This is a genomic window from Pseudomonas sp. GW823-FHT04A03 (assembly GCF_058796615.1).
Window position 1 is genome coordinate 116,424 of sequence record NZ_JBXAIV010000001.1, and the last position, 23,744, is coordinate 140,167.

At 60.9% G+C, this 23,744-nt stretch carries 22 protein-coding genes; 16 read left to right on the top strand and 6 right to left on the bottom strand.

Features of this window, described 5'->3' with window-relative positions; genetic code table 11:
* Positions 1 to 40 precede the first annotated feature (40 nt).
* From AC1Q9F_RS00455 to AC1Q9F_RS00480, 6 genes are read right to left on the bottom strand one after another with little or no spacing between them, the layout of a single operon-like run.
* Positions 41 to 1,225 carry an aminotransferase class V-fold PLP-dependent enzyme gene (locus AC1Q9F_RS00455; RefSeq protein ID WP_492619360.1) on the bottom strand — a complete coding sequence of 395 codons (1,185 nt, stop codon included), beginning with the start codon at positions 1,223 to 1,225 and terminating at the stop codon, positions 41 to 43.
* 14 nt (positions 1,226 to 1,239) lie between these two features.
* Complete coding sequence (locus tag AC1Q9F_RS00460; protein ID WP_492619359.1) at positions 1,240 to 2,484, bottom strand: MFS transporter; 1,245 nt, start codon at positions 2,482 to 2,484, stop codon at positions 1,240 to 1,242.
* A 13-nt stretch (positions 2,485 to 2,497) separates the two neighbouring features.
* Positions 2,498 to 4,351 (bottom strand): IucA/IucC family protein, encoded by a 1,854-nt coding sequence (locus tag AC1Q9F_RS00465; protein ID WP_492619358.1) that lies wholly within the window; start codon positions 4,349 to 4,351, stop codon positions 2,498 to 2,500.
* A gap of 45 nt (positions 4,352 to 4,396) precedes the next feature.
* Positions 4,397 to 5,545: an NAD/NADP octopine/nopaline dehydrogenase family protein gene (locus AC1Q9F_RS00470; protein ID WP_492619357.1), complete on the bottom strand. Its 1,149-nt coding sequence runs from the start codon at positions 5,543 to 5,545 to the stop codon at positions 4,397 to 4,399.
* Between the two features lie 28 nt (positions 5,546 to 5,573).
* Entirely contained in the window at positions 5,574 to 6,617 is a 1,044-nt protein-coding gene (locus AC1Q9F_RS00475; protein ID WP_492619356.1) for a PLP-dependent cysteine synthase family protein, read from the bottom strand.
* A 14-nt stretch (positions 6,618 to 6,631) separates the two neighbouring features.
* The gene (locus AC1Q9F_RS00480) at positions 6,632 to 8,026 is read right to left on the bottom strand and encodes a Y4yA family PLP-dependent enzyme (protein ID WP_492619355.1); all 1,395 of its coding nucleotides are present in this window, start codon (positions 8,024 to 8,026) and stop codon (positions 6,632 to 6,634) included.
* A gap of 588 nt (positions 8,027 to 8,614) precedes the next feature.
* Between AC1Q9F_RS00480 and AC1Q9F_RS00485 the strand changes: the two genes are divergently transcribed.
* From AC1Q9F_RS00485 to AC1Q9F_RS00560, 16 genes are all read left to right on the top strand, one after another.
* Positions 8,615 to 9,502, top strand: coding sequence for an HpcH/HpaI aldolase/citrate lyase family protein (locus tag AC1Q9F_RS00485; RefSeq protein ID WP_492619354.1), 888 nt, complete (start codon positions 8,615 to 8,617; stop codon positions 9,500 to 9,502).
* 15 nt (positions 9,503 to 9,517) lie between these two features.
* Positions 9,518 to 9,919 (top strand): ParB N-terminal domain-containing protein, encoded by a 402-nt coding sequence (locus tag AC1Q9F_RS00490; RefSeq protein ID WP_127797825.1) that lies wholly within the window; start codon positions 9,518 to 9,520, stop codon positions 9,917 to 9,919.
* A gap of 160 nt (positions 9,920 to 10,079) precedes the next feature.
* Positions 10,080 to 12,284, top strand: coding sequence for a TonB-dependent receptor (locus AC1Q9F_RS00495; protein WP_492619353.1), 2,205 nt, complete (start codon positions 10,080 to 10,082; stop codon positions 12,282 to 12,284).
* 101 nt (positions 12,285 to 12,385) lie between these two features.
* On the top strand, positions 12,386 to 12,757 hold the full coding sequence (locus AC1Q9F_RS00500) for a fe2+ zn2+ uptake regulation protein (RefSeq protein ID WP_127797827.1): 372 nt from the start codon (positions 12,386 to 12,388) through the stop codon (positions 12,755 to 12,757).
* A gap of 206 nt (positions 12,758 to 12,963) precedes the next feature.
* On the top strand, positions 12,964 to 13,920 hold the full coding sequence (locus AC1Q9F_RS00505) for an AraC family transcriptional regulator (RefSeq protein ID WP_115077509.1): 957 nt from the start codon (positions 12,964 to 12,966) through the stop codon (positions 13,918 to 13,920).
* 141 nt (positions 13,921 to 14,061) lie between these two features.
* Positions 14,062 to 15,417: a benzoate 1,2-dioxygenase large subunit gene (gene benA, locus AC1Q9F_RS00510; RefSeq protein WP_007958099.1), complete on the top strand. Its 1,356-nt coding sequence runs from the start codon at positions 14,062 to 14,064 to the stop codon at positions 15,415 to 15,417.
* Positions 15,417 to 15,905: a benzoate 1,2-dioxygenase small subunit gene (gene benB, locus AC1Q9F_RS00515; protein WP_492619352.1), complete on the top strand. Its 489-nt coding sequence runs from the start codon at positions 15,417 to 15,419 to the stop codon at positions 15,903 to 15,905. The genes benA and benB overlap by 1 nt, the downstream gene beginning before the upstream one ends.
* A 46-nt stretch (positions 15,906 to 15,951) precedes the next feature.
* Positions 15,952 to 16,959, top strand: coding sequence for a benzoate 1,2-dioxygenase electron transfer component BenC (gene benC / locus AC1Q9F_RS00520; protein ID WP_492619351.1), 1,008 nt, complete (start codon positions 15,952 to 15,954; stop codon positions 16,957 to 16,959).
* Between the two features lie 27 nt (positions 16,960 to 16,986).
* Positions 16,987 to 17,748: a 1,6-dihydroxycyclohexa-2,4-diene-1-carboxylate dehydrogenase gene (locus AC1Q9F_RS00525; RefSeq protein ID WP_492619350.1), complete on the top strand. Its 762-nt coding sequence runs from the start codon at positions 16,987 to 16,989 to the stop codon at positions 17,746 to 17,748.
* Positions 17,749 to 17,770: 22 nt separating this feature from the next.
* Positions 17,771 to 18,892 (top strand): muconate cycloisomerase family protein, encoded by a 1,122-nt coding sequence (locus AC1Q9F_RS00530; RefSeq protein ID WP_492619349.1) that lies wholly within the window; start codon positions 17,771 to 17,773, stop codon positions 18,890 to 18,892.
* A gap of 18 nt (positions 18,893 to 18,910) precedes the next feature.
* Positions 18,911 to 19,201, top strand: a complete 291-nt coding sequence (catC, locus tag AC1Q9F_RS00535; RefSeq protein ID WP_007958078.1) for a muconolactone Delta-isomerase — start codon at positions 18,911 to 18,913, stop codon at positions 19,199 to 19,201.
* Between the two features lie 41 nt (positions 19,202 to 19,242).
* The gene (catA, locus tag AC1Q9F_RS00540) at positions 19,243 to 20,157 is read left to right on the top strand and encodes a catechol 1,2-dioxygenase (protein WP_492619348.1); all 915 of its coding nucleotides are present in this window, start codon (positions 19,243 to 19,245) and stop codon (positions 20,155 to 20,157) included.
* A 213-nt stretch (positions 20,158 to 20,370) separates the two neighbouring features.
* Positions 20,371 to 21,423 carry an isopenicillin N synthase family dioxygenase gene (locus AC1Q9F_RS00545; RefSeq protein WP_492619347.1) on the top strand — a complete coding sequence of 351 codons (1,053 nt, stop codon included), beginning with the start codon at positions 20,371 to 20,373 and terminating at the stop codon, positions 21,421 to 21,423.
* Positions 21,424 to 21,465: 42 nt separating this feature from the next.
* Entirely contained in the window at positions 21,466 to 22,275 is an 810-nt protein-coding gene (locus tag AC1Q9F_RS00550; RefSeq protein WP_492619452.1) for a MetQ/NlpA family ABC transporter substrate-binding protein, read from the top strand.
* On the top strand, positions 22,272 to 23,072 hold the full coding sequence (locus AC1Q9F_RS00555; RefSeq protein WP_492619346.1) for a methionine ABC transporter ATP-binding protein: 801 nt from the start codon (positions 22,272 to 22,274) through the stop codon (positions 23,070 to 23,072). The genes AC1Q9F_RS00550 and AC1Q9F_RS00555 overlap by 4 nt, the downstream gene beginning before the upstream one ends.
* Positions 23,069 to 23,740: a methionine ABC transporter permease gene (locus tag AC1Q9F_RS00560; RefSeq protein WP_007955507.1), complete on the top strand. Its 672-nt coding sequence runs from the start codon at positions 23,069 to 23,071 to the stop codon at positions 23,738 to 23,740. The genes AC1Q9F_RS00555 and AC1Q9F_RS00560 overlap by 4 nt, the downstream gene beginning before the upstream one ends.
* The last annotated feature ends 4 nt before the right edge of the window (positions 23,741 to 23,744 follow it).

The window sequence follows — 23,744 nt, forward strand, 5'->3', positions numbered from 1 at the left end:
ACAAAGAGCCCGCGACGCAAGCGCGAATCAGCATCCGTTTTCAGGCGCGGGGCATTCTCAACAACGCGTTTACCATGGCGTCGATTTCGGCCTCGGTGTTGTAGGCGTGCAGCGATGCGCGGCTGACTTCCAGCAGGTTCCGTTGCTGCATGTCGAGCATGGTCGAGCGGAAGGTCGATGTCGTGACGTTGATGCGTTTTTCCTGCTTCGCCAGCCATACCTGGACTTGCGCCGCGCCGGCGTCCTGGCAGGTGAAGGTAACGATGCCAGACCTGACCGCGCCCCGATCCTGCGATGTAATCCCCGGAATATCAGCCAAACGGCTGCGCAGGTGTGCCGACAATCGTTGAATGCGCTGCCACATCGGCTCGATGCCTTGCGCCAGCGCATAACGGGCCGCCGCGCCCATGCCCAGTTTCGCCGCGACGTTGCATTCCCAGTTTTCGAAACGCCGGGCATCTCCGCGAATTTTGAAGGTGTCCGGGGTCAGTAATGAAGCCGCATGCAGGTCGAGAAACGCTGGCTCAAGGTTTTCGCACAAAGTCTTTTCGACGTAGAGAAACCCCATGCCCCGAGGGCCGCGCAGGTATTTGCGGCTGGTGGCCGCCAGCATATGACAGCCGATTTTCTGCACATCGATCGGCATCTGCCCGACGCCCTGACAGGCATCCAGTAGAAACAGAACCCCGGCCGCGCGGGCGAGGGCGCCGATCTGTTCGATGGGCTGCACCGGGCCGCCGTTGGTGGCGATCACCGGCAGCGACACCAGGGCAACCCGATCGTCGCCGAGCATGTCCCGCAGCGCCGGCAATGACACCTGGCCCTGTTCATCGTTGGGAATGACCCTGATCTCGATGCCGCGCTGTTGCTTGAGTTGCAGATAGGGAATGTAGTTGCCGGCGTATTCGGTGGTCGACGTCAGCACCACATCGCCGGGCCGCAGCGGCAATGAATAGAAGGCCATATCCCAGGCGCGGGTCGCGTTTTCGATCACCGCGATCTCTTCGGGCCGCGCGTTGATCAGTTGGCCGATGGCGTCGTAGACGTCCTCCACTTCCCTGGCCTGTTGCCCGGCGGCTTCATAACCACCGATCCGCGCCTCAAGTTGCAGGTGACGAGTCATCACTTCGATCACCGGATCGGGTATCAGCGCCGCGCCGGCATTGTTGAAGTGAATGAGTTGCTCGACACCCGGAGTGTCGGCGCGCAGTTGTTCAATGTTCAAAGCAAACTCCTTGATCAGTCACCCGGCGGGATCTGGCTCGGTTGCATGACCATGGGCCGGTAGCGCAACACAACGATGGGAATCAGCGCGAGGATGTAGGCGAGGCATACGAACAGGTAGGTGTACTGCAAACCATAGACCTGGCTGAGCAGACCACCGGCCGAGATTCCGGCAATGGACGCGAACTGTGCGGTGCTTTGGGCAATGCCCAGCACGTAGCCCTGGCGCGAGCTGTCGGCGGTTTTGGAGATCAGCGCCATCAATACAGGCGTCGTGGCACCGAGCAATACGCCCCAGATGAAGTAGGTACCGACGAATACGATCGGATTGCGGGTGACGCCGGCGAGTGCCGTCAGCGCGATGCAGCCGATCACGACATAAGTGATGCGTTGCAAGGTGTCCTGCTGGCTACGGTGCTCGAAGTATCGCGACCACGCGGTTGCCGACAGAATGAAACCCAGCGCCAGCAAGCCATAGCACAGCCCGACCACCGAGTTGCTGACCTCGAACACCGAGCTGACGTACAGCGAGAACGATGTCTGCGGCAGCATCCGCGCCAGCAGCAAAATGCCCATGACACCCAGCAGCGACAGCAGGGGCGTGCCTTGCCAGACGCTGGTGTTGTGGCTGACCGGAGCTTCTTTATCGGCAACCGGTGCTTTCTTCACCGGCGGCACGTCCGGCAATGTCACGGCGGCGACCACGGTGCAGATGGCGCACAGCACCGCAGCGATCATGTTGATCCAGAAGAACGTCGCGTAATCGAGGATCAACCCGCCAACCACCGCGCCGAGCAGCGAGCCGACGTTGGTGGAAATCTGCAGGATCGCGAACAGTCGCGCCCTGCGTGAAGGGGCCTCGATACTCACGCCATAGGCCTGGGCCGGGGCGATGTAGCCGGCGAAGGCGCCTTGCAGGAAGCGCAGGATCAGGATCACCCAGATGTCACTGCACAGGGCCAGCCCAAGCTGGGTCAATGACAGGCCGGCGAGGGCGCGGATCATCATCAACTTGTGGCCGTAGCGATCGCCGATACGGCCCCAGAATGCACTGGTCAGAATAATGCCCAGCATCGGCCCGACGTACACAGCGATGCTGGCGAAGCTGAATAGCGAGTCTGACGAGGTCAGCCCGCGCAGGTGGACGGGCCAGAACGGCCCGCTCATTTCCATCGCGCCCATCGAAATGAGCTGGATCGCGAACAGAAGATAAATCAGGACTCTTACGCGCGAACCCGCGATGGCACCTGCTTGGGTCATGGGTCAGCCTCGGTTATTGAACGACATTGAGCGGGTTGGTCAGCGTGTGCTGAATCCGGTAATTGGAGTACTGCATCATGTGCATGCGCAGCAACGAACGGGTCGGCCACGGATCATTGAGGAAGGCCTTGCGTTCGACTTCCCACAGATCCGGTGCGACACGCTCGCGTACCGCCGCGAACGCCTGCTCGGTCTCTTCACGGAGAATGTCCCACATCCGGTTGTTGTCCAGCGCGTACTCCTTGGTCAGCCACAGGGCCATTTCATGCAGGTGCGTGAGGAACGCCGCGTCGAGCACGAACATGCGCACCGGCTCGATATCGCCCTCGAACACCGTTGGCAGAATGCCCGGTTGCACGTGCGGTTGCAGGGTGTAGCCGCGTCCCTCCAGCAATGGAGCGTAGGTCCTGCCGTCACCGAAATCGCGGATCAGCAGACTACGTGCTTTGCCATCCGGGGAAAACAGCACCATCGTGTTCTGCTGGTGCGCCTCGAGCCCGATCCCGTACATCAGGTAGATCGCCACCACCGGGTGGGTGACCACTTTGGCGTACTGACGGAACCAGTCTTCCACCTGCGCGGCATTGGCCCGAACGCCATCGCGCTCGATCAGCTCAGTGAACAGCGGTCGGCCACTGCCCGGCAAGCGGGTGAACAGCGATGCCACGGTGATTGGCAGGCATTCATCGGTACGCTCGAACGCTTGCTGGCTGGCGCGGAACACCACCGACAGATGCCGGCCGGGGTGATCGTCTTGAGTGATCGCGTTCTTGTAACGCACACCGATCTCTTCCGGGAAGATTTCCAGGCGCTGCCCGAAACCGTTTTCGACCTCGAGGATTTTGGTGATGACGGTGCTGATGCGCGGCCCCATATGAATCGACTTGGCCTGCAGGCTGCGCAGCTCGCTGGTCATCCACACGGCAATCGGTAACTTGATCAGCGGCGCGCTCTCCTTGAGCACCGGCATCATCGTGCGGTACGACATGGTCGGCAGGGTCTGGATGTCCGGGCCGTCGGTGATCAGGGTGCCTTCTGCGATTTCTGCCGCGAAGTTTTTCAGCACGTAAGCCTGCAAATGCCACGCGTGAATCGGCAGCGGCAACCACTGGGATTCGTCGAGACCTTTTTCGTTAAGCGACGCTTTCCATTGCTCCCATTGCGTCGGGAAGTTGCCGGCAAACCAGCTGCGGTAATCGGTGACGTGGGGCATGCTTTCGCTTTTCGCCATATCGGCCCGCAGCGCAGCGATGCGCAATGGCACCTGGGCGTTGAACTCCGGCGACAGTTGCTCGACTTCCTCATCGCTGAGGCCCGGGCGGGCTTTCCACGTCGGATAGTAAGGGTGACCTTCCAGCGAGCCCCACTGGTCGAGAAGGATCGCGGCGTCCTTGGTGCTGGCGTGCTGACGCAGGTAATCAGTCAGGCTGTCGAGGCCCTGTTCCCGGGCGGCTGCGGCCAGGCGTGCGTTCCATTGCTGGCGATGCTGACGGGCGTGGGCGTCGTTCATCAGGCTGTTTTCCATGTCCGACTTGAGCCCGGCGATGCCTTCATCGGTCGGTTCGAAATCGAAGCTGTCGCGCAGCACATCCAGCAGGTCCTGATGGGTGTGGATCACCTGCCGTACGCCTTCATCGGTTATCAGGATCACGTCGCCGTCATTGACCACGGTGTCCGCCGGGCCTTTGGCAATGTTGGAAAAGAACACGTGGGAACGGCCGTCTTTCAGCGCGTACGTGGCCTCGTTGCCGGCGGCGGAGAAGCGCAGGCCCGAGCGATCCAGAATGTTTTCGGCAAACAGGCAACGGATCATCCGTCGCAGGGCATTCTTGCGGGAGTAGGTGATGAGTGTCTTGAAGTCATCCATATCAGCTATCTGCTCGTCGAGAAATTAATGAAAAGTTGAACCCGCTCACGCCGTGCGCGGCCAATGGCGGGGGAAGTAGTCGAGCGCCGAGTCGCGCAGGCCCTGCATATAGGAAACGCTCCATTGCAGGACTTCTTCGATGTAGGGGACTTTCAGTTCGAAGCGCCGGGCCATTTCCACCAGCAGCACCAGGCCGTAGGCAACGTCTTCGTTGAAGGCGCGGCTTTCGCGTTCGATCACGTAGCCAGCGCGGTTGTCGTCGGCCGGAATCATCGGGGCGAGGATGTCGTTGTAGGCCTGGTTGGTGCGCAGGATCGACAGCATGCTGCTCTGATCGCGGATCTGCTCGCCGTAGGCCTCGACGATTTCCTGCTTGAGGGATTTGACCGACGACAGGTCGATGCCCATGCGTTGGCTGATCACGCTGCACAGTTCCTGACTTTCCTGATCCATGCGCTCCAGAAAATAGGCGCCCAGCTCGGGGCATTCGGTCCACCAGCACATGCGCTGCGGGAAGATCTTGCGATGCCACTGGCCGTAGGGACCGATCAAGCCGTAGATCACCGAGCTGTGCATGATCGGGTTGCCCGGTGTCAGGGTGATTTCCAGGTAATGGTCGAGCATCGTCACGCAGGGGCCGTACAGCGTGGTGAGGATTTGTTCCAGGTGTTGCCGTGATTGCGCTGATTCCCGGTCGTGCAACGCGACATACAACTGGCTCTTGCCGCCACCCATCTTGACCGACACGCCCGGCTTCAGATCGAACGCGGTGTGCGGCACATCCTTCATGCCCCAGATCACCACGTTCGAGCGTTCGCCCAGTGAGGCTTCCGCCAGCCAGTCGAAACCGCAGAAACCAGGGATCGCGCCGACGTACACCGGTTTGCTCGTACTCAAATGCGGAACGATGTCTTGCAGGGTTTGCGGTCGGGCATGGGCCGGCACCGTGATGATCACGATGTCGGCGTCGGCAACCACGACGCTGGCATCGGTGCTGACCCGGTCCGGTCGCGCGCTCAGCGTCGAGCCATCCGGCATCAGCGCCTGCATCGGCAGGTTGGCGAGGTACCGGTCGACCACCTCTTGGTTGTTGGTGAGCATCGAAACCTGAACATTGGGCAGCTGTTTAAACAGAATGGCATTCAGATGCCCGGTCCGGCCCGCGCCGCAGATGGCGACTTTCAGCGGTTTCATACAGAGACTTTCCTGTGTGGGAGACGCGTCAGGCGACGCTCAATTGCAGGGGAGTGGCGTCGGATTCCAGCCAGCGGGTCTTGCCCAGCCAGCGGTCCAGTTGCGGTGCGACACCCGGGTCCAGCAGGTCGCGTTCTTCCAGCCATTTGTCGTCGAATACGGTGTGCAGGTACTTCTCGCCACCGTCGACGATCGGCACCACAACGTTGCCGGTCAGCGTGCCTTTGTGGATCAGCTCCAGCGCCTTGAAGATCGCACCGCCGGTCGAACCGCCGACCAGCAGCGCCAGGTTGCGTGCGATGTAGCGGGCGGTTTCGAACGCCTGAGAGTCGGTTACCTGCAAGCCCAGGTCGATGCAGCTGTAGTCGAGCACCAGGCCAACGGTGTCGCCGGCCGGGGTGCCGGTTCCCGACTGGTAATACGGATAACCGGGATGACCGAAGACGATGGAGCCGGCCGGTTCGACGGCGACGGTGACGATGTCCGGGTTGTGCAGTTTCAGGCCGCGAGCGATGCCGGTCATCGAACCGCCGGTGCCGACACAACCGACATAGGCACCGATGTGGCCACCCGCCTGGGCGATGGTTTCACGGACGAAGTCGCTGTAGCCGCCGGCGTTGGCCGCGTTGTCGGACTGGTTCATGAACACCGCGCCGGGGATCTGCGAGGCGAGTTCGGCGGCCAGCCGTTGACGCTCGACCACAGCCACTTCGTCTTCCCGGTACGTGCCGGCGACGAAGCGGATTTCCGCGCCCAGTGCCTTCATCACCGCGATCTTGTCCTGCGCCGCATGGTGGTCGACCACCGCAATGAAATGCAGGTCGAACTCGACAGCTGCCATGGCCAGGCCGATGCCGGTATTGCCGGAGGACGATTCCACGACCACGCCACCGGGTTTCAACTTTCCGGACTTGAGCGCCGCCAATACCATGTTGCGCGCCATACGGTCTTTAATACTGCCGCCGGGATTGTTCTTCTCTATCTTCAGCAAGAGTCGGGCGTTGGTATCCGGAACATCGATGCCCAACATTGGTGTATTGCCAATAAGATCCGAAACTTTATTCAGTATCATCTGGACGTCTTCCCTTAATAGTCAGGTGTGAATGCGTAGTTACCTTCCGTACAACAAGTCGCCGTCAGTCGCCGTGGCAACGGGTGGCGATGAAATTCGTTTTCCAGCAAGTCCATCTGATAACCGGCGGTGTTGGCGTAGACCAATAAATCGCCGGTTTTTGGTGTTGTTTCGAAGTTGATCAGTCGATGAGTGATCACGTCATCGTCAAGGCAACTATGCCCAGCGATGTAAGCTTGTATTGGAACTTGTCTTGACTCTTTCGAAGTGATCAGGACTGGATCGACAAGGTATTCAGACGAGAACCAGGTTTCGCAGGCGCTGAAACTGCTACCTTCGGCAAAGATCACAACTTTGTTGCCGGCCAGTTGTTTGGTGCGGGTCACGCGAAAGACGGTAATGGCTGCTTGATCCACCAGACTTCGACCGGGCTCCAGTGCCAGTTTTATATTCTGGCTCTTCAAGTAACCGGCAATGGTTTTTCCCGGGGAATGCTCCGACTCCAGGAATAAGTCCAGCCACTGACAAGCCGTCAGACTGCTGCCATAGGGATAAAAAGAGTTGGGCACTCGACGATTCTGATAATGACCAGGGTTGTTGTCGTTCTGCAAAAAACTGTCGTACTCCTGCGGGTCGACATAGCGCATCGGCAGGCCACCACCGATGTCGATCATGACCGGGTCGAGCCCCATCTCCCTGGCTGCATCGAAAAAACCGGTCATTTCACGGAAAGCCTGCACCCGGGTTTCGTAGCCGTACCCGCCGAGGTGGAAATGGAAACCTTCGAAGTGCAACGACTCACGAGATTCCGTCAGCCATTGCAGGCACTGAAACACGTCATCGGCGCCGATGCCGAAACGGCTCGCCGGGCAACTTGTCGGCCTGTAACGCAGCAGGACTCGGGCTTTGGCCGGTCCCTGCGTAGTGTCGAGCAGCGCTTTTAGCTGGCTGAACTCTTCCCGTGAATCCACACAAATCAGCGAACCGCCTTGCACCAGCGCTTGATGAAATGCGGTCGTTTTGGCCGGCCCGGTTGCGCACAAATGTTCCGCTTTGGTCCCGGCGCGCAGCGCGGCTTGCAGCTCAAACAGGCTCGATACGTCAGTGCCGATGCCTGACGACGCAGCCGCAGCCAGCAGGCATTGGGACTTGTTGGCTTTGGCGCCGTAGAAAATCGCGTAGTCAACGTCGTGCTTCTTCAGCACCGATTGCAGCGCGTGGGCGTTGGTCTCAAAGGCATGTGGCCACACCAGATTCAGCGGCGATCCGTGTTGTTTAACCAGCTCAACAAGTGTTCCCGGTGAATGTTGAAGAAAGTTTTCGATAACAGGATCAAGTAACGGTTTCAGCACTTTTGGGTATTGGGCTTCAGTTGTTTCTGTTATTTGCGGCGCAATTAATTCAGGCATAGGAAACCTCTGGCGTAAATAATCGCCATATGTATGTTGCGTGTTCTTGCTGCTCGTCAGGTGCGAGTGTTTAAAGAGGTGGAGGCGGATGAAAGATCCGCTCTGGAATTAAACAAGGGGCATGTTCTTTCATAAAATTTTCACAAATCTGTTTCATGAGAACCCCACTCCTTAAGGCTCGGGCAGGCAAGGAGAAGGCCAATAAAATATGGCCTTGTCGCTTTTAAAGTGCCATTACCTGACATGTAAATGACATCATTGCGCCGAACTTTCCGTGAACAAAATCGCAGGTCTTGATTTGAGTCTCGACCCTGTCAGCGGCTCGAACAATATTGCGAACAGGAACGATTATCAAGTAAGGTTTTCAAATATTTTTGAATGAACACACACAGCAGGGGAGTGCGAAACCGTTTGTTCGCCTGCTCAAGTAAGCGCTCGCGTATTGATTAAAAAATCCCTTAACACCTTGTTATTCAAGGTGTTGACGGTTGATTCAATACGCCTGGAATCAACCCGGTTTTTCCCCTGTAACAGGTGTTCGAATTTTTTTTGAAAACCCACGACTGAAGCACGCTCAGGAGAGTCCCGATGACTATTCGTCACAGCACCAACGCCACGCTTCCCATCAGCTACCTGTTCGTTCCCGGCAACCGGCCGGAGCGTTTCTCCAAAGCGGTCGAAGCCGGGCCGGACGCGATCATTCTCGACCTCGAAGACGCCGTTCATCCGAACAGCAAAGCCGTGGCCCGGGCATCGATCTGGGCCTGGCAGCAGAGCACGCCCGAAACCGCCTGCCAGCGTTACATCCGGCTGAACAGCGTCGGCAGCTCGCTGTTTCGCCAGGACATGACATGGCTGGGCGACATGCGCTACCCCGAGCGCTGCGCGGGGATTTTCCTGCCCAAGGCCGAATGCCCGGAGAGCCTGTCGCGCGTGGTCGAGCGCCTGCTGGAATGGAACCCCGAGCTGCAAATCGTCGCCATCATCGAGACCGCCAAGGGCCTGCATCAGGTCGAGGCGATTGCGGCGATTCCCGGGTTGGCGCGGCTGGCATTCGGCTCGCTGGATTTCTCTCTGGACATCGATTGCAGCCAGATTCCCGAGGCGTTTCTGTTCGCCCGCAATCGCATCGTGCTCGCTTCACGGGTGGCCGGTCTGCCGGCGCCGATCGATGGCGTGACTCCGGCCATCAGCGACATGGCGCTGGTCGAGCGCGACTCGCGTTACGCCCGTTCGCTGGGGTTCGGCGCCAAGCTGTGTATCCATCCTTCGCAAATCGCCACGGTGCAGAAAGCCTTCCTGCCCAACGCCCGCCAACTGGCGTGGGCGGACCGGGTCCTGAACGCGGTGGCGGGGGGCAGTCACGCGGTGCAAGTCGACGGCGAAATGGTCGATCTGCCGCTCATCGAACAGGCCCAGCGCCTGCGGGACATGGCCAGCCAGTACGCGCTGGTCGCCAACGCGGATGCCTGCTGAAACCGGGGGTGAATCATGGGACATGGTTACCAGATTGCCCTGCGTGCGCTGTGCGACGTGCGGCAATCCGAGCAGGTCGATCCGCTCAACGTGCAGCGCCTGCGCGAGGCGATCATCCAGGCCGGACACTGGCTCGAACCGATCATCGTCGAGCGTTCACGAGGCATCGTGATGGACGGCAATCACCGGTTCAACGCGGCGCGGGCACTGGGGTTGAAACGGGTGCCGTGCATCCAGCTCGACTACGCCGACCCAAGGGTTTGCGTGCGCCACTGGCAAACCGGGCAAGCGTTCGAAGTGGCGCAGATTTTCACCACCATCGAGCGCGGCGAGTTGTTCCCGTACAAGACCACCCGGCACGCGTTCGACCCCGCGCTGCCGGTGGTCTCCATCCCGTTGCAATGCCTGTATGACTGACCGGCGCAGGAGGGTGGGTTTGACCAACCCATCCTCCGGCGTTTTCCCTTCCCGGGATCCGCTCAAAAAAAATATCCGGCCACGCTGATACTTTTTCGATTGTCGACTGGCAAATAGGAGTCATTACCATTTTCAGCCACTCGAGAAGGACCCAAACGTCATGTCTGTTGCAAGCCGACCCTGCAGTGAACGCGCACTCACACTGGCCATTCGCACCGCGATGCTGAGTTCCATTCTGGCCGCAGGAAGCGCCACTGCCTGGGCAGCAGACCCCAAGCAACCCGAGCAACAGGACGCCGTCGCCACCGAAGGGCTGACGCTGGATACCACCAACGTCAACGCCCGTTACAACGGCGCGACCGCATTGCCGGAAGTCCTCGCCGGAGGCCAGGTCGCCCGTGGTGCGCGGCTCGGGATGATGGGCAACAAGGACGTGATGGACACGCCGTTCAGCGTGACCAGCTACACCGCCAAGACCCTCGCCGATCTGCAAACCGTCACCGTGGCCGATGCGCTGGAACGCGACCCATCGGTGCGCTCCACCGGGCAGACCGGCGGGATCGTCGATTCGTTTTTCATCCGTGGATTTGCGATAGGCGAGGGCAACCTCGGCGAGCTGGCCTATGACGGTGTATACGGTGTCGCGCCCAACTATCGGGTGTTCACCGAATACGCCGAGCGCGTCGAAGTACTCAAAGGGCCGGGCGCGCTGATGTACGGGATTTCGCCTAACAGCGGCGTCGGCGGCGTGATCAACATCGTGCCCAAGCGCCCGCTGGCCGAAGACCTGACTCGCTTCACCGGCAGTTACGCTTCGGACTCGCAAGTGGGCGGGCATCTGGACATCAGTCGGCGTTTCGGTGACGAAAACCAGTTTGGCGTGCGTTTCAACGGCAGCCTTCAGGGCGGCGACACCGCGGTGGATGATCAGCAAAGGGATCTCAACATCGGCGCCATCGCCCTCGACTACCAGGGCGAGCGCTTGCGCCTGAACCTGGATTTCATCAGCCAGAAAGAGAGCTTCGATGCGGCCTCGCGCCCGTTCACCATCGCGCCGGGCGTCGATGTTCCATCGGCGCCGAATGGTCGCACCAACCTGCCGCAGGACTGGGGCTGGTCGGACACCAAGGAGCAGTCGGCCTTGCTCGGCGGCGAATACGACCTCAACGATAACCTGACGGTGTTCGCCCACGCCGGCGGCGGTCGCTCTGACGTCAAGCGCATGTCCGACCAGGTGCCGCGAATCCTCAACGACGCCGGCGACACCAGCAACATCCCCGGCTACTACAAATTCAACGTCGACCGTTCGACGGCGGACGTGGGGATGCGAGCGCTGTTCGCCACCGGCCCGGTCACCCACACGACCACGGTCATGGCGACCCGTTATCAGGACGAGTTGTCCCGGGGCATCAACAACGGCACGGAGATCCGCTCGAACATCTACCACCCGGTGGACGTGCCCAAGCAGTACATCAACTCGCCGAAAGTGCTGCGCATTTCCGAATCGGAGCTGTCCGGCATCGCGTTGACCGACACCCTGGGCTTCCTCGATGACCGGATTCAGTTGACTCTCGGCGTGCGCCGTCAGGACATCGAGTCGCGCAACTACAACGCCTCGGGTTCGGTCAGCTCGCGTTACGACGACAACGCGACGACGCCGCTGGCGGGCGTGGTGGTCAAACCGTGGGACGACGTTTCGCTGTACTACAACTACGTCGAAGGCCTGAGCAAAGGTGACATCGCTCCGGGCACGGCGGCGAACTCCGGCGAAACCTTCGCACCTTACAAATCCAAGCAGCACGAAATCGGCGTGAAGTACGAACACGGCACGTTCATGACGACTCTGGCGCTGTTCCAGATCGAGAAGCCGAGCGGCGAAATCGGCGCCGGCAACGTGTTCTCGGTGCAAGCCGAACAACGCAACCGTGGTGTCGAGTTGAGCATGTTCGGTGAAGTGGCGCCGGGTACTCGTCTGATGGGCGGCGTGACCGTACTCGATGGCGAACTGACGGATTCGGCCACCGCCGCCAACCGTGGCAACAAACCGGTCGGCGTGCCGGATGTCCAGGCCAACCTCTGGGCCGAGTGGGATACACCGTGGGTCGAAGGTTTCACACTGACCGGCGGTGCGATCTACACCGACAGCCAATACGTCAATCAGGCCAACACCCAGGAACTGCCTTCCTGGACCCGCGTCGACGCCGGCGCTCGCTACGCCACCAAGATCGAAGGTCGGCCGACGACGTTCCGCGCCACGGTGCAGAACGTGTTTGATCGTGAATACTGGTCGGGTGTGGCGTCCTACGGCGCGTTCTCCCCGGGTTATCCACGCACGTTGCAGTTGTCGGCGACTGTCGACTTCTGATCGGGGGGCGCACTTGATGGCAGGACAGTCGAGTGCGCCTTCTTCTATATAGCTACGCACAGCGGTTGATCACAGAGCCTTCAAGGAAAAGGAGTATTCGAATGTTAACCAGCCCGGCATCGACTTCCTCTGGTACGCCATTGCCGATCCCGAAAGGCCAGCGGGCCTTCGATTTCGAGCGCAGCACCAATGAGCATATCCGTGAGCTGCTGCATTATTACGGGCTGCGCACCAGCCTGATCCGGATCAAGGTGATCGATGCCTTGCTGGTTGCCGCACGGGAAGGGCGCGCCGTTGGCGGGCGCGGGGTGCATGGGTATCTGCAAGCGTTTGTCAGCGGCATTCAGTTCATCAGCGTCAGGGAAGTGCTCAAGCGTTTGTGCGAGGAGGGCGTCATCGTGTTTCAGCCCGACAAAAGCTACCGTTTTACTGGCGAGGCCTACGCGATGCTGGAGCAGCATGCCGATCGCTGACTGATCGCGTTTGCCGTTCTGATCAAAACCACCTGTTCGCAGGTGGTTTTTTCGTTGGGGCCGTCAATCCTGATTCGCTGAAACCGTTCGATCACCGGACACCCGAACCTTCGTCCAATTGCCCGATCTTGCTCGCCGGCGTACTGTGACCGGTGATGGCGTAAACCGTGACCATCACCATAACGACAAGATCGAGTGCCTTGCCCATGGACAGCCGCCTGCTGAGCGACCGCAGCAGCGTGTTTCGCCACGCTGACCCGTATGCCGTCTCCGACTATGTGAACCAGCACGTCGGCCAGCATTTCATCGGCCTGTCCAAAACTACCCACCCGCAAGCCAGCCTCAACCACCGCAAACTCGCCGATCTCGATCTGTGCCGCATCAGCTATGGCGGCAGCGTTCGCGTCACGTCGCTGGCGCTGGAAACCGTGTACCACCTGCAAGTCCTGCTGCAAGGCAACTGCCTGTGGCGCGGGCATAAGCGCGAGCATCACCTGGTGCCGGGCGAATTGCTGTTGATCAACCCGGACGATCCGGTCGACCTGACCTATTCCGACGATTGCGAGAAGTTCATCCTCAAGGTGCCGGTCAGTGTGCTGGAGTCGGTGTGCGACGAGCAGCGCTGGCTGCATCCTGCCGGCGGCATCCGGTTTCTGCGCAATCATTACCGGCTCGACGAGCTGGAAGGGTTTACCAACCTGTTGGGCATGATCTGCCAGGAAGCCGAAGCCAGCGATCCGTTGCTGCGAGTGCAGGAGCATTACGCGCAGATCGTCGGCAGCAAACTGATCTCGCTGATGAACACCAACGTCAGCCGTGAATGCCTGAGTTCGCCGAGCGTCAGCTTCGAGCGGATCCTCGACTATATAGAGCGCAACCTGAAGCTGGATCTGCCCGCCGAACACCTGGCGGCCCAGGCGAACATGAGCCCGCGTTCACTGTACGCGCTGTTCGAACGCCAGCTCGGCGTGACCCCGATGCAATACATCCGCCAGCGCAAGCTGGAACGCATTCATGCCTGCCTCAACGATCCGAGCTGTCCGGTGCGCAACCTCACCGAACTGGCGCTCGACTACGGCTTCCTGCACCTCGGGCGTTTCTCCGAAAGCTATCGCCAGCAGTTCGGCGAATTGCCGTCCGTGACCTTCAAACGCCGCCACTGAATTCCCGCCCCGAAACAATCTGAAGCACCTGCCGCGCCGTCCTGCACAAAACGGATAGTGCTCTGCAGGATTCGGATATTGCCGCTCGCGTTGCCTCCCTAATCTGACCTGGCCTGAACAATAACAATGGAGGCCCCGGCCATGTCCCTGGGAATCGACTACCTCAATGCCATGCTTGAAGAGGACCCCGAAAAGGGTGCCTACCGCTGCAAGCGGGAGATGTTCACCGATCCGCGGCTGTTCGAACTGGAGATGGCGCACATCTTCGAAGGCAACTGGATCTACCTCGCCCACGAAAGCCAGATCCCCAACGCCAACGATTTTCTGACCCTCACCATGGGCCGCCAACCCGTGTTCATCGCCCGCAACAAGGCCGGTGAACTCAATGCCTTTCTCAATGCGTGCAGCCATCGCGGCGCCATGCTTTGCCGGCACAAGTCCGGCAACCGTTCCAGCTATACCTGCCCGTTCCACGGCTGGACGTTCAACAACAGCGGCAAACTGCTCAAAGTCAAGGACCCAAGCGAAGCCGGCTACCCCGAAGGTTTCAACTGCGAAGGCTCCCACGACCTGACCAAAGTCGCGCGTTTCGAGTCCTATCGCGGCTTTCTGTTCGGCAGCCTGAATGCCGATGTGAAGTCGCTTGCCGAGCACCTGGGCGAATCGGCCAAGATCATCGACATGATCGTCGATCAGTCCCCCGAAGGCCTGGAAGTGCTGCGCGGTTCCAGCTCCTACATCTATGAAGGCAACTGGAAACTCACCGCCGAAAATGGCGCCGACGGCTATCACGTCAGCTCCGTGCACTGGAACTACGCCGCCACCCAGAACCAGCGTCAGCAGCGCGACGCCGGCGAAGAAATCAAGACCATGAGCGCCGGAAGCTGGGCGAAGAAGGGCGGTGGTTTCTACTCGTTCGACCACGGCCACTTGCTGCTCTGGACCCGCTGGGCCAACCCCGAGGACCGTCCGGCCTACGAGCGCCGCGATGAACTGGCCCGGGACTTCGGCCAGGCCCGCGCCGACTGGATGATCGAGAACTCGCGCAACCTGTGCCTGTACCCCAACGTGTACCTGATGGATCAGTTCAGCTCGCAGATCCGCATCGCCCGGCCGATCTCTGTCGACAAGACCGAGATCACCATCTATTGCATCGCGCCCAAAGGCGAAAGCGCGGAGGCCCGGGCCAAACGCATTCGCCAGTACGAAGACTTCTTCAATGTCAGCGGCATGGCCACCCCGGATGATCTCGAAGAATTCCGCTCGTGCCAGACCGGCTACGGCGCCGGGCGCGGCTGGAACGACATGTCCCGTGGCGCGACCCATTGGGTCGAAGGCGCGGACGCGGCGGCCGAGGAGATCGACCTCAAGCCCTTGCTGTCCGGCATGCGCACCGAGGACGAAGGCCTGTTCGTGCTGCAACACAAGTACTGGCAGGAAACCATGCTCAAGGCCGCCGTCAGCGATAAAAACCTGATCCCCGTGGAGGCTGTGTGATGAGCAACCTCTACGACATCGTGCGCGATTTCCTCTACCGCGAGGCGCGCTATCTCGACGACGGCCAGTGGGATCAGTGGCTGGAACTCTACGCCGCCGACGCCAGTTTCTGGATGCCGGCCTGGGACGACCACGACACCCTGACCGAAGACCCGCAAAGCGAAATCTCGCTGATCTGGTACGGCAACCGTGGCGGCCTCGAAGACCGGGTGTTCCGGATCAAGACCGAGCGCTCCAGCGCAACCATTCCCGACACCCGCACCTCGCACAATCTCAGCAACATCGAGATCGTCGAGCAGGGCGAAGGGCAATGCCGGGTGCGCTTCAACTGGCACACCCTGAGCTTTCGTTATCAGGTCACCGACAGCTACTTCGGCAGCAGTTTCTACACCCTCGACCTGCGTGGCGAACAGCCGTTGATCAAGGCCAAGAAAGTCGTGCTGAAGAACGATTACGTCCGTCAGGTCATCGACATCTACCACATCTGATCGAGACGGCGGCGAGCCGGGCTCGACGCTGTGAGCGAGGTGCACCATGAGTTTCCAGATCGCACTGAATTTCGAAGACGGGGTTACCCGTTTCATCGAGGCCTCGGGCCACGAAACCGTTGCCGACGCGGCTTACCGCCAAGGCATCAACATCCCGCTGGACTGCCGCGACGGCGCCTGCGGCACCTGCAAGTGTTTCGCCGAGGCCGGGCGATACGACATGGGCGACAACTTCATCGAAGACGCCTTGAGTGAAGACGAACTGGCCCGGGGTTACGTCCTGACTTGCCAGATGCGCGCCGAAAGCGATTGCGTGGTGCGGGTGCCGGTCGGCTCGCAGGTGTGCAAGACCGAACAGGCGAGTTATCAGGCGTCGATCAGCGATGTTCGTCAGCTCTCCGAAAGCACCATCGCGCTGTCGCTCAAGGGTGAATCCCTGAGCAAACTGGCGTTCCTGCCGGGGCAATACGTCAATCTGCAAGTGCCGGGCAGCGAGCAATCCCGTGCCTATTCCTTCAGCTCGCTGCAGAAGAACGGCGAGGTCAGTTTCCTGATCCGCAATGTTCCCGGCGGCCTGATGAGCAGCTTCCTCACCGGGCTGGCCAGGGCCGGCGACAGCCTGAATCTCGCCGGGCCGCTGGGCAGTTTTTACCTGCGCGAAATCAAGCGGCCGCTGCTGCTGTTGGCCGGCGGCACCGGGCTGGCGCCGTTCACAGCGATGCTGGAGAAGATCGCCGAGCAGGGCAGCGAGCACCCGGTTCACCTGATCTACGGCGTGACCAACGATTTCGATCTGGTCGAACTTGACCGCCTCGAAGCCTTCGCCGCGCGCATCCCGAATTTCAGCTTCGGCGCTTGTGTGGCCAATCCGCAGAGTCAGCACCCGCTCAAGGGCTACGTCACCCAGCACATCGAACCGCGACACCTCAACGAAGGCGATGTCGACGTGTACCTGTGCGGCCCGCCGCCGATGGTCGAGGCGGTCAGCCAGTACATCCGCGAACAGGGCATCACGCCGGCGAACTTCTACTACGAGAAATTCGCGGCGGCCTGAGTCTTCTTTCTGAATTGCGAGGTTGTCATGAACAACAGATTCGCCAACAAGGTCGCGCTGGTCACCGGCGCGGCGCAGGGCATCGGTCGCCGGGTGTGCGAGCGCTTGCTGGAGGAGGGCGCGCAGGTCATTGCCGTCGACCGCTCCGAACTGGTTCACGAACTGCAAGGCGAGGGCGTGCTGTCGCTGACCGCCGACCTTGAGCAATACGCCGATTGCGCCCGGGTGATGAGCGCCGCCGTCGATACGTTCGGGCGTCTGGATGTGCTGGTCAACAACGTCGGCGGCACCATCTGGGCCAAGCCGTTCGAGCACTACGACGTCGAGCAGATCGAGGCCGAAGTGCGCCGTTCGTTGTTCCCGACGCTGTGGTGCTGCCACGCCGCATTGCCGTACATGCTCAAACAGGGGCGCGGCGCGATCGTCAATGTGTCGTCGATTGCGACCCGCAGCCTGAACCGCGTTCCCTACGGCGCGGCCAAGGGCGGAATCAATGCGCTGACTGCCTGCCTGGCCTTTGAAAACGCCGAGCGCGGGATCCGGGTCAACGCCACCGCACCCGGCGGCACCGAAGCGCCGCTCCGGCGCATCCCGCGCAACACCGCCGAACAGTCCGCGCAGGAGCAGGCCTGGTATCAGGAAATCGTCGCGCAAACCCTCGATAGCAGCCTGATGAAACGTTACGGAACCATTGACGAACAGGTCGGCGCGATCCTGTTTCTCGCCTCGGACGACGCCTCCTACATCACCGGCGTAACCCTGCCGGTCGGTGGCGGTGACCTCGGTTGATCACGTTTGAATGGACACTGAAATGAACCGGATCCTGATTGAAAACCTGTCGGCGATCATCGTCGACCTGCCGACCATCCGCCCGCACAAACTGGCGATGCACACGATGCAGAACCAGACGCTGGTGATCCTGCGCCTGGGTTGCAGCGACGGTATCGAAGGCCTCGGCGAAGCCACCACCATCGGCGGCCTGGCCTACGGCTACGAAAGTCCGGAAAGCATCAAGGCCAACATCGACGCGCACCTGGCGCCGGCGCTGATCGGTCTGGACGCGGACAACATCAACGCCGCGATGCACAAGCTCGACAAGATCGCCAAGGGCAACACCTTCGCCAAGTCAGGCATCGAGAGCGCATTGCTCGACGCCCAGGGTAAACGCCTCGGCCTGCCCGTGAGCGAACTGCTCGGCGGTCGGGTCCGCGACAGCCTCGAAGTGGCCTGGACCCTGGCCAGCGGTGACACCGCCCGCGACATCGCCGAGGCCGAGCAAATGCTGGAAGCGCGGCGGCACCGGATCTTCAAATTGAAGATCGGCGCCAACCCGCTGGAGCAGGATCTCAAGCATGTGGTGGCGATCAAGAAAGCCCTGGGCGAGCGCGCCAGTGTGCGGGTCGACGTCAATCAGTACTGGGACGAATCCCAGGCGATTCGCGGCTGTCAGGTGCTCGGCGACAACGGCATCGACCTGATCGAGCAGCCGATCTCGCGAGTCAATCGTTCCGGGCAGATTCGTCTGAACCAGCGCAGCCCGGCGCCGATCATGGCCGACGAATCCATCGAAAGCGTCGAGGACGCGTTCAGCCTCGCCGCCGACGGCGCCGCCAGCGTCTTCGCCCTGAAGATCGCCAAAAACGGCGGCCCGCGCGCCGTGTTGCGCACCGCGCAAATCGCCGAAGCGGCCGGCATCGCTTTGTACGGCGGCACCATGCTCGAAGGCTCCGTCGGCACCCTGGCTTCGGCCCATGCGTTCCTCACGCTCAGGCAACTGACCTGGGACACCGAGCTGTTCGGCCCGCTGTTGCTGACCGAAGACATCGTCACCGAGCGCCCGCAATACCGCGACTTTCACCTGCACATTCCACGCACCCCGGGCCTGGGCCTGACGCTGGATGAAGAGCGTCTGGCGCGCTTTCGCCGGCACTGATTCCCCAAGGAGAACGCCATGCTGTTCCACGTAAAAATGACCGTGAAATTGCCCGCCGACATGGACCCTGCCGTTGCCACAAAACTCAAGGCCGACGAGAAGGAACTCGCCCAGCGCCTGCAACGCGAGGGCCAGTGGCGCCACCTCTGGCGCATCGCCGGGCACTACGCCAATTACAGCGTGTTCGACGTCCCCAGCGTCGAGGCGCTGCACGACACCCTGATGCTGTTGCCGCTGTTTCCTTACATGGAGATCGAGATCGACGGCCTCTGTCGTCACCCCTCGTCGATCCACGCCGACGACCGCTGAGCCCGGACCCGACCCCACAACAACAAGATGAGGTGAACACCATGACCGTGAAGATTGCCCACACTGCCAAACTGCAAACGTTCTTCGAAGAAGCCGCCGGTTTCGCCAACGATGGCGGCAGCTCGCGCCTGAAAACCATCGTCCTGCGAGTGTTGCAGGACACCGCCCGGATCATCGAAGACCTTGAGATCAGCGAAGACGAATTCTGGAAAGCTGTCGATTACCTCAACCGTCTGGGCGGTCGCTCGGAAGCCGGACTACTGGTGGCCGGCCTCGGCCTCGAGCATTTCCTTGACCTGCTGCAGGACGCCAAGGACGCGCAGAACGGCTTGACCGGCGGCACGCCGCGCACCATCGAGGGCCCGTTGTACGTGGCCGGCGCGCCGCTCTACGAAGGTGAATGCCGGATGGACGACGGCAGCGAAGAGGGCGTCGCCACCGTAATGTTCCTCGAAGGCCAGGTATTCGACCCGCAAGGTCAGCCGCTGGCCGGCGCCACGGTCGACCTGTGGCACGCCAACACCAAAGGCACTTACTCGTTCTTCGATCAGAGCCAGTCCGAATACAACCTGCGCCGGCGGATCATCACCGACGCCGAAGGCCGCTACCGCGCCCGCAGCATCGTGCCCTCCGGCTATGGCTGCGATCCGCAAGGCCCGACCCAGGAATGCCTCGACCTGCTCGGCCGCCACGGCCAGCGCCCGGCTCATATTCACTTCTTCATTTCCGCACCGGGGCACCGGCACCTGACGACGCAGATCAATCTGTCGGGGGACAAATACCTGTGGGATGACTTTGCGTATGCGACCCGTGAGGGGTTGGTCGGGGAGGTCGAGTTTTTGGAGGATGCAGCGGGACGTCGAGCCGAATTGAAGTTCGACTTCCAGTTGCAGCAGGCGCCGGATGTGGCGGCGCAGCAGCGCAGTCAACGGCCACGGGCATTTCAGGACGCCTGAAGGCAAGAGAGGGAGCCCATGGCTCCCTCTCTTCTGGAAAATGTTGGAACTAAGCTAATGCAAAAAAGATATTTGTTCGGTGTTTTTAATATCGTTTAGTTTTGTTTCATAGACGAATCAAAAGCATCAAACCGATAGACCTCCCGATTGCCATGACGGCACAAGCTGAATCGATCACGGACTCTTCAGGTTTGATTCACACGGGAGTGAATCATGCCGCACACCTCAGATATCACCGCATTACCCATCCTCGACCTGTCCCTGCTCGACGGTACGCCGTCGCAACGCCAGGCCTTTCTCGATGACTTGCGTCATGCCGCCCGTGATGTGGGTTTTTTCTACCTGACCGGTCATGGCATCGACGCCGGCCTGCTCAAACAAGTGCAGGACCACGCCCGGCAATTCTTCGCCTTGCCCGACAGCGAGAAGTCCGCCGTCGGCATGATCAATTCGCCGCACTTTCGCGGTTATAACCGCGCCGCTTCCGAGATCACTCGAGGCCAGCCCGATCAACGTGAACAGTTCGATCTTGGCGCCGAGCGCGAGGTCTTGCCATTGAACGCCGACAGTCCGTTGTGGGCGCGGCTGCAAGGGCCGAATCAATGGCCCGAGGCGTTGCCGCAACTCAAGCCGCTGCTGCTCGACTGGCAGCAGGCGATGACCCAAATGTCGCTGCGTCTGCTGCGCGCATTCGCCCAGGCATTGTCGCTGCCGGAAGACGCCTTCGACCGGTTGTACGGCGACAAACCCAACGAACACATCAAGCTGATGCGCTATCCGGGGCAAGCCTCGACGGCGAGCAATCAGGGCGTCGGTGCGCACAAGGATTCGGGTTTTCTCAGCTTCCTGTTGCAAGACCAGCAGGCCGGCCTGCAAGTGGAAATCGAAGAGGGACGCTGGATCGATGCGCTGCCTCGGGACAATACGCTGGTGGTGAATATCGGCGAGCTGCTTGAGCTGGCCACCAACGGTTATCTGCGCGCCACGGTACACCGGGTGGTGTCGCCACCCGTGGGCAGCGAGCGCTTGTCCATCGCGTTTTTCCTCGGTGCGCAACTCGATGCAGTTGTCCCGCTTTATCCCTTGCCGACGGCGTTGCTGCGTGAGGCGCGCGGCCCGGCCAGCGATCCGCTCAATCCGTTGTTTCGCGATGTCGGCTGGAATTACCTCAAGGGCCGACTGCGCTCCCATCCCGATGTCGCTCAGCGCTTCTACGCCGATGCGTCGAATACTCCGACACCGCTTCGCAAGACCGCCAACGCCTGATCCATCACTCGCAAAAGGATTTTTCCCATGTTGAAAAAAGCAGTGTTGAAAAAAGCAGGCCTGACCCTGGCCGTCCTCGGCGCGCTGGTGACTTCGTTCAGTGCTCAGGCGCTGGAGCCATTGCGGGTTGCCGCCGACCCGGTGCCCCACGCGCAGATTCTGGCGTACATCCAGAAATTCGATCCGCAGCTCAACCTCAAGGTGATCGAAATCCCCCAGGGCGTGAACTCCAACGAACTGCTGGTGCACGGCGATGTGGACGCCAACTACTTCCAGCATCTGCCGTACCTGCAATCCCAGGAAAAGGCCCTCGGCGAAAAACTCGCGGTGGCCGCCACGGTTCACATCGAACCGCTGGGCATCTATTCCCATCGCCACAAAAGCTTCGCCCAGGTGCCGGACAAAGGCACGGTCGCCGTGCCGAACAACGTCACCAACCTGAGCCGCGCGTTGTACCTGTTGCAGGACAACGGCCTGATCAAACTCAAAGCCGGTTTCAATGATCCGGCCGCCGATCAGGCGACGCCCAAGGACATTGCCGAAAACCCGAAACACCTGAAGATCCTCGAAATCGAATCGCCGCAATTGCCCCGTGCGCTGGATGACGTGGACCTGGCGGTGATCAACGGCAACTACGCGCTGGAAGCCGGGCTGGTGCCGGCCAAGGATGCGCTGGGGCTGGAGAAGGCCGAACACAACCCTTACGCCAACATTCTGGTGACCACGCCGAAACTGGAAAACGATCCGCGCATCCAGCAATTGGCCAAGGACCTGACCTCGCCGCAAGTCGCCAAGTACATCGCCGAGAACTTCAAGGGTTCGGTGATCCCGGTGGCGGATGCCAAGCCATGATCGTCGTCGAGCAGCTGAGCAAGACCTATCCGTCAGCGTCGAGCCCGGCGCTGGATCAGGTGTCGCTGAGCATTCCCGATGGCGCGATCTACGGGATTCTCGGGCGCAGCGGCGCGGGTAAATCGACGCTGCTGCGTTGCCTCAATCTGCTCGAACGCCCGGATGCCGGGCGGATTCTGCTGGACGGCGAAGACCTCACGGCGCTGTCCGATAGTGAACTGCGCCGCCAGCGTCAGCGCATCGGCATGATCTTTCAGGGCTTCAATCTGCTGCATTCGCGCAACGTGTTCGACAACGTCGCGGTGCCGCTGGAAATCGCCAAGGTCGCCAAACCACAGCGCCATGAACGGGTTCGGGAACTGCTGGATCTGGTAGGCCTGAGCGACAAGGCTGAAGCCTTTCCGTCGCAACTGTCCGGTGGGCAGAAGCAGCGAGTGGGCATCGCCCGGGCCCTGGCGGCGCGCCCGGCGTATCTGCTGTCGGACGAAGCCACCAGCGCCCTCGACCCGGAAACCACCGCGTCGATCCTGGAGCTGTTGCGCGACATCAACCGGCAGCTCGGTTTGACCATCGTGCTGATCACCCACGAACTGGACGTGGTCAAGTCGATCTGCGATCACGCCGCGTCCATGGCCAACGGAAAACTGGTGGAGGCGGGGCCGGTGGCCCGATTGCTCGCCGACCCGCAGTCGGCTCTCGGCGCTTCACTGCGACCCAGTTGCGGCTTGCCGCTGGGGCATGACGCCCCCGGTTTGAGCTTTCTGCGGCAATACGGCGTACGGGCGGCCCACTCATGAACCGCGTGATCGACTGGAATGAAATCCTGCAACTGGTGCTCAACGCCACCGGCGAAACCCTGTACATGGTGCTGCTCGCCGGGCTGTTCACCTTGCTGATCGGCCTGCCGCTGGGGGTGTTGCTGTTCATCAGCCGCCGTCAAGGTCTGTACCCGTTGCCGAGGCTCAATCAAGCCTTGGGCGCGATCATCAATCTGGGGCGTTCACTGCCATTCGTGGTGATGCTGATTGCCCTGATCCCGCTGACCCGGCTGGTGGTCGGCACCACGCTGGGCAGCACCGCCGCCGTGGTGCCGATCACCATCGGCGCCTTTCCGTTTTTCGCGCGGATCGTCGAGAACGCTTTGGACGAAGTCGAAAAGGGCCGGATCGAAGCGATCCTCGCCATGGGCGGTGACATCCGCCACGTGATTTTCAAAGTGCTGTTGCCCGAAGCGCTGCCGGCGCTGCTGGCGGGCATCACTCTGACGCTGGTGATGCTGATCGGTTTTTCTTCCATGGCCGGGGTCATCGGCGGTGGCGGGCTGGGTGATCTGGCGATCCGCTACGGCTATCAACGGTTCAACAATGAAGTGATGGTCGCCACCGTCGTGGTGTTGGTCATCCTCGTCCAGGGCGTGCAAAGCCTGGGCGATCGACTGGTGCGTTCGCTGGCTCATCGACGTTAAGGAG

Excerpts from the sequence above, each read along its gene's own strand:
- AC1Q9F_RS00470 (WP_492619357.1), bottom strand. The coding sequence starts at position 5,545 with ATGAAACCGCTGAAAGTCGCCATCTGCGGCGCGGGCCGGACCGGGCAT.
- benB (WP_492619352.1), top strand. The coding sequence starts at position 15,417 with ATGAGCAACCTCTACGACATCGTGCGCGATTTCCTCTACCGCGAGGCG.
- AC1Q9F_RS00560 (WP_007955507.1), top strand. The coding sequence starts at position 23,069 with ATGAACCGCGTGATCGACTGGAATGAAATCCTGCAACTGGTGCTCAAC.
- AC1Q9F_RS00490 (WP_127797825.1), top strand. The coding sequence starts at position 9,518 with ATGGGACATGGTTACCAGATTGCCCTGCGTGCGCTGTGCGACGTGCGG.
- AC1Q9F_RS00495 (WP_492619353.1), top strand. The coding sequence starts at position 10,080 with ATGTCTGTTGCAAGCCGACCCTGCAGTGAACGCGCACTCACACTGGCC.
- AC1Q9F_RS00480 (WP_492619355.1), bottom strand. The coding sequence starts at position 8,026 with ATGCCTGAATTAATTGCGCCGCAAATAACAGAAACAACTGAAGCCCAA.
- AC1Q9F_RS00465 (WP_492619358.1), bottom strand. The coding sequence starts at position 4,351 with ATGGATGACTTCAAGACACTCATCACCTACTCCCGCAAGAATGCCCTG.
- catC (WP_007958078.1), top strand. The coding sequence starts at position 18,911 with ATGCTGTTCCACGTAAAAATGACCGTGAAATTGCCCGCCGACATGGAC.
- catA (WP_492619348.1), top strand. The coding sequence starts at position 19,243 with ATGACCGTGAAGATTGCCCACACTGCCAAACTGCAAACGTTCTTCGAA.
- benC (WP_492619351.1), top strand. The coding sequence starts at position 15,952 with ATGAGTTTCCAGATCGCACTGAATTTCGAAGACGGGGTTACCCGTTTC.
- AC1Q9F_RS00475 (WP_492619356.1), bottom strand. The coding sequence starts at position 6,617 with ATGATACTGAATAAAGTTTCGGATCTTATTGGCAATACACCAATGTTG.
- AC1Q9F_RS00545 (WP_492619347.1), top strand. The coding sequence starts at position 20,371 with ATGCCGCACACCTCAGATATCACCGCATTACCCATCCTCGACCTGTCC.
- benA (WP_007958099.1), top strand. The coding sequence starts at position 14,062 with ATGTCCCTGGGAATCGACTACCTCAATGCCATGCTTGAAGAGGACCCC.
- AC1Q9F_RS00500 (WP_127797827.1), top strand. The coding sequence starts at position 12,386 with ATGTTAACCAGCCCGGCATCGACTTCCTCTGGTACGCCATTGCCGATC.
- AC1Q9F_RS00555 (WP_492619346.1), top strand. The coding sequence starts at position 22,272 with ATGATCGTCGTCGAGCAGCTGAGCAAGACCTATCCGTCAGCGTCGAGC.
- AC1Q9F_RS00460 (WP_492619359.1), bottom strand. The coding sequence starts at position 2,484 with ATGACCCAAGCAGGTGCCATCGCGGGTTCGCGCGTAAGAGTCCTGATT.
- AC1Q9F_RS00485 (WP_492619354.1), top strand. The coding sequence starts at position 8,615 with ATGACTATTCGTCACAGCACCAACGCCACGCTTCCCATCAGCTACCTG.
- AC1Q9F_RS00525 (WP_492619350.1), top strand. The coding sequence starts at position 16,987 with ATGAACAACAGATTCGCCAACAAGGTCGCGCTGGTCACCGGCGCGGCG.
- AC1Q9F_RS00505 (WP_115077509.1), top strand. The coding sequence starts at position 12,964 with ATGGACAGCCGCCTGCTGAGCGACCGCAGCAGCGTGTTTCGCCACGCT.
- AC1Q9F_RS00530 (WP_492619349.1), top strand. The coding sequence starts at position 17,771 with ATGAACCGGATCCTGATTGAAAACCTGTCGGCGATCATCGTCGACCTG.